Genomic DNA, 4837 nt, shown 5'->3' with positions numbered 1-4837 from the left:
GTGCTCGCGCCCGTGGCCGCGCCGCCCCCGGCCGCCGCTGAAGCGCCCGCCGCGGCGACCGTCCCCGTGACGGCCCCGCCCGCCGCCGCTGAAGCGCCCGCCGCCACGCCCGCGGGCCGCCTCAACGCTCCCTCGCAGCAGGCGGCCCGCACGGCGCGCCCGGCGTCGGATTCCGCTCCGCGCCCCCAGCGCCGTCCGCAGGTGGTGGTGGAAGAGGTCGAGGACGACGACGACGAGCCGGCGTCGCGCCGCAAGGGCGCGCCCAAGAGCAACGGCAGCAAGATGCTGTCGCTGGTCCTGCTCATCCTCATCCCGCTGTTCGCGGGCGGATACGGCTTCTACTCGGCGCAGGCCAAGAAGCGCGGTCGCGAGCTCAAGAAGAACCTGGACGCCGCCACCGAGCAGCTGAAGCACGACTCGTTCGACAGCTACAAGAAGGCATGCGCGGCGGCGGACCTGGCGCTGGAGGTGGACCCGGATTCCACCGCGGCCCACGGCTACCTGGCGTACGCGTACGCCATCCGCTGGGGTGAGCACGGCGGCGGCGACGACGCGCGCCGGCAGGCCGAGGAGCACCTGGCGGCGGCCCAGAAGGGCAAGGAGCTGTCCAGCCACCTCATCGCCGCGCAGGCGCTGATCAAGACGTACAGCGGTGACGGCAAGGGCGCGCTGGCCTCCTTGGAGACGCAGGTCAAGGAGCTCAACGACCAGAACAAGGCGTCCTCGCTCCTGTACCTCACGCTGGGCCTCATCCAGATGAACGCGGGCGACCTGGAGCGCGCACGCGACAGCCTGGAGCGCGCGCAGGCGCTGGCGCCGGATGATCCGCGCGTCTACGCGGGCCTGGGCGCGGTGTACCGCCGGCTGGGCCAGGACAACACCGCCTGGAAGAACTACGACTTCGCCCTTCGCTACGAGAAGGACCACCCGGAGTCCCTGCTGGGCCGCTCGCTGTTGATGCTGGAGCAGGACGAGCCGAACTACGCGGTGGCCAGCCGGGACATCAAGAAGCTGCTGGAGGCGGAGCCCCCGCCCAGCCCGCGTCAGCTCGCCGCCGCGCAGCTCGCGCGCTCGCTGCTCATCGCCCGCGTGGCGCTGGCCATGCCCTCGCTCAAGCCGGACATGCAGCAGAAGATGACCGAGGCCACGGGCGTGCCCGCGGATCCCGCCAAGGCGAAGCAGGAGGTCACGAAGGCGGAGGAGACCGGCTTCGCGCTCGACAAGCAGAACCCGGAACTCAACCTCATCAAGGGCCGCCGCCTGCTGGCGGAGGGCAACTTCGACGCGGCCTCGGAGGAGATCCGCAAGGCCATCCGCGCGGACGGCAGCCGCGCGCAGTTCCACGTCGAGCTGGCCAAGGCCCTCATGGGCAAGCCGGGCGGTGAGAAGGAGGCCTCCGAGGCGCTCGTCACCGCGCTCAAGACGATGGGCGACAGCCCCAAGCTGGTGGTGATGCTGGGCAACGCCTACCGCCGCCAGAACAAGCTGGATGACGCGCTCGCGCAGTACCAGCGCGCGGTGAAGGACCCCAAGGCGAAGAACCCGGAGGCCCGGCTCGCCATGGGCGCCATCTACCGGGAGCGCTCGGACTGGGACAAGGCGAAGGAGCAGCTGGAGAAGGCCAGCCAGGAGTTCTTCGGCCAGCCGGACCGCGTCGCCAACGCGCTCACGGAGCTGGGCCGCGTCTACCAGGGCAAGGGCGACGCCGCGAAGGCGGACGAGAGCTACCAGCGCGCGCTGCAGGCCGACGAGAACTACTCGCCGGTGTACTACTTCTACGCGCAGCTGCTCTCCAAGGACGCCAAGCAGTCGGGCAAGGTCAAGACGCTGGCGGCCGAGTACGTGCGGCGCGAGCCCAAGGGCGAGTTCCTCGCCGACGCGCAGCGGCTCGCGGGCAACTGAACCCCCGCCTTTCGCTGTCCCCCACGCCGCGACGCCCGCTTGCAGGGCATCGCGGCGTTTCGTTTTCGACGGGGGGCGACAAGGCAGGCTGATGTGGCGGGGAGCCCCAGCCTTGCCACCCCTCCCAGGTGACGGTATGGGAGGGTCCACCCCACACCCCCTTGACCGGTAGCCGGGAGCGACCGTGGTCCAGGGGCCACCTGCTGGAGTCCGCTTGAGCGCGCGTGCCCTGTCCCAGTCTTCCACCGCGTCCGACCTGATCTCCCTCACGAAGCCGAGGCTGTCGTCGCTGGTGCTCATCACCGCGGCGGGCGGCATGTTCCTGGCTCCGGGGCACTTCTCGCCGGTGCGCGCGCTGGTGACGCTGCTGGCGACGGCGGGGACGGTGGGCGCGGCGAACGCGTTCAACTGCTACTGGGAGCGCCACAGCGACCAGTTCATGGCGCGCACGCGCAACCGGCCGCTGCCCGCCGGGCGCATGGACCCCAGCACGGCGCTGTGGTTCGGCCTGTCCCTGGCGGCGGTGTCGCTGCCCGCGCTGGTGATGGGCGCCAACCTGCTCACCGGCGTGCTGGGGCTCGTCGCGCTGCTCAGCTACGTGCTGGCCTACACGCCGCTCAAGGCCCGCACGTCCGCGGCGATGCTGGTGGGCGCGATTCCCGGCGCGCTGCCGCCGCTCATGGGCTGGACGGCGGTGACGGACCAGATGGACGCGGGCGGCTTCGCGCTGTTCGCCATCATGTTCCTCTGGCAGATGCCGCACTTCATCGCCATCGCGCTGTTCCGCAAGGACGAGTACGCCGCCGCGGGCCTCAAATCCATTCCGCTGGAGCGCGGGGACGAGTCCGGCCGCGCGCAGGTGGTGCTCTACCTGGTGGCGCTGGTGCCCATGACGCTCCTGCCCTTCCAGCTGCACATCGCAGGCACGTGGTACCTGGCCGCGGCGGTGGTGCTGGGGCTGGGCTTCCTGGGCCTGGGGGCGTGGGGCTTCTTCAAGCACCTGGGAAAGCCCTGGGCGCGCCAGACGTTCCTGTATTCGCTCGTGTATCTCACCGGCCTGTTCGCCGTGATGGCGCTGGACCGCATCCCCCGCGGCTAGCGCCTCCTCGCGGCGTCCGGGTGCGAGGCCGCCCTTCGCATGCCTGACACCTCCGTTCCGACTCCGCCCCCGCCGCTCCTGCGCATCGAGGGGCTCACGCGCCGCTTCGGCGCGCGCACCGCCGTGGACGGGCTGTCGCTGTCCGTGCAGCCGGGGGAAATCCTGGGCCTCCTGGGGCCCAACGGCGCCGGCAAGTCCACCGCCTTCCAACTGCTCGCGGGCCTGCTTTCGCCGGACGCGGGGCAGGTGCACTTCGCCGGGAGGGTGCTGTCCCTGAGCGACCCGGCGCTGCGGCGCCAGATGGGCATCATCTTCCAGAAGAGCAGCCTGGATGACCTGCTCACCGCCCGGGAGAACCTGCTGCTGGGCGCGCGGCTGTACGGCCTCACGGGCGCGGACGCGAAGGCGCGCGTGGAGACGATGCTGGCGCTCATCGGCCTGCAGGACCGGGGCGATGAGAAGGTGGGCACCTGGTCGGGCGGCATGCGCCGGAGGCTGGAGCTGGCGCGGGCGCTGGTGCACCAGCCGCGCGTGGTGCTGATGGACGAACCCACGCAGGGCCTGGACGAAGCGGCCTTCCGCACCTTCTGGACGCACCTCAAGCGTTTACGTGATGCGCAGGGCGTCACCGTGCTCTGCACCACGCACCGCGCGGATGAAGCGGAAGGGTGCGACCGGCTGGCGGTGCTGGACGCCGGGAAGCTGGTGGCGTGCGACACGCCCCGGGCGCTCGCTTCTCGCATGGGCGGGGACATCCTCACGCTGGAGGGCCCGGAGCCGGAGGCGCTGGCCGCGCAGGTGACGGAGCGGCTGGGGCTTGCGGCGACGGTGGTGGAGGGGCGGGTGCAGGTGGAGGCTTCGCAGGGACACGCGCTGGTGCCGCGGCTGGTGGAGGCCTTCCCCCCGGGACGGTTCGCCTCCGTGTCGCTGCGCCGGCCCACGCTGGCGGACGTGTTCCTCCAGCTCACCGGGAAGGCCCTGGGGGCGGATGCTCCCTCGCCCACGCCCGCGCCGAGGAAACGCCGATGAGCGCCGACATCCCCGTGCCTGTTCCGTCCTCCCCCGTGGAGGCGCCCGGCGACGCGCCCGCCGCCCCGGCCCGTCGCCGGGAGCCGGGGACGCTGGCGTTGCAGTGGGCCACCGTCTGGGTGCTGCTCTCGCGCGACGTGGTGCGCTTCTTCCGGCAGCCCAGCCGGGTGGTGGGCGCGCTGGCGCAGCCCATCCTGTTCTGGTTCGTCATCGGCTCCGGCTTCGCGGGCTCGTTCCGCGTGGAGGGCGCGCAGGGGCTGGGCTACCAGCAGTTCTTCTTCCCGGGCGTCGTCACCATGGTGGTGCTCTTCAGCGCCATCTTCGCCACCATCACCGTCATCGAGGACCGCAAGGAGGGCTTCCTCCAGGCGGTGCTGGCGGGGCCGGGCTCGCGGCTGGCGGTGGTGCTGGGCAAGGCGCTGGGGTCGTCCAGCATCGCGCTGATGCAGGCGTCGCTGTTCCTGCTCTTCGCGCCGCTGGCGGGCGTGGACGTGAAGGCGGTGGACTACCCGCTCCTCGCGGCGGTGATGGTGCTGTCGGCGCTGGCGCTCACCGGCATGGGCATGGCGCTCGCCTGGTGGGTGAAGTCGAGCGCGGGCTACCACGCGGTGATGAGCCTGGTGATGCTGCCCATGTGGGTGCTCTCCGGGGCCATGTTCCCGGTCAAGGGCGCCGGGCCGGTGCTGTCGTGGGTGATGACGCTCAACCCGATGCGCTTCTCCGTGGAGGGCGTGCGCCGCGCGCTGTACGGGGCGCAGGCGTCGCTGGCGGTGGGCTCGCAGGGCGGGGCGACGGTGGGGTGGGAGG

General features: G+C 71.9%; 4 protein-coding genes. All 4 read left to right on the top strand.

Annotated features, from left to right (window positions below):
• Positions 1–1902 (top strand): tetratricopeptide repeat protein (locus D7W82_RS38505; RefSeq protein ID WP_233588193.1); only part of this gene is annotated, 1902 nt, incomplete at its 5' end.
• 214 nt (positions 1903–2116) lie between these two features.
• Entirely contained in the window at positions 2117–3001 is an 885-nt protein-coding gene (gene cyoE / locus D7W82_RS38500; RefSeq protein WP_120623018.1) for a heme o synthase, read from the top strand.
• Positions 3002–3040: 39 nt separating this feature from the next.
• Complete coding sequence (locus D7W82_RS38495) at positions 3041–4030, top strand: ABC transporter ATP-binding protein (RefSeq protein WP_120623017.1); 990 nt, start codon at positions 3041–3043, stop codon at positions 4028–4030.
• On the top strand, positions 4027–4837 hold an 811-nt coding region (locus D7W82_RS38490; RefSeq protein WP_120623016.1), incomplete at its 3' end, for an ABC transporter permease. The genes D7W82_RS38495 and D7W82_RS38490, both read left to right, overlap by 4 nt.

Origin of the sequence: Corallococcus sp. CA049B (assembly GCF_003611685.1) — a bacterium.
GTDB lineage: Bacteria > Myxococcota > Myxococcia > Myxococcales > Myxococcaceae > Corallococcus > Corallococcus coralloides.
The sequence above is the reverse complement of the archived record's forward strand: the minus strand, read 5'-3'. Positions and strand labels throughout refer to the sequence as shown.

Bases quoted from the DNA above. Each gene is read 5' to 3' on its own strand.
- D7W82_RS38495 (WP_120623017.1), top strand. From the start codon at position 3,041: ATGCCTGACACCTCCGTTCCGACTCCGCCCCCGCCGCTCCTGCGCATC.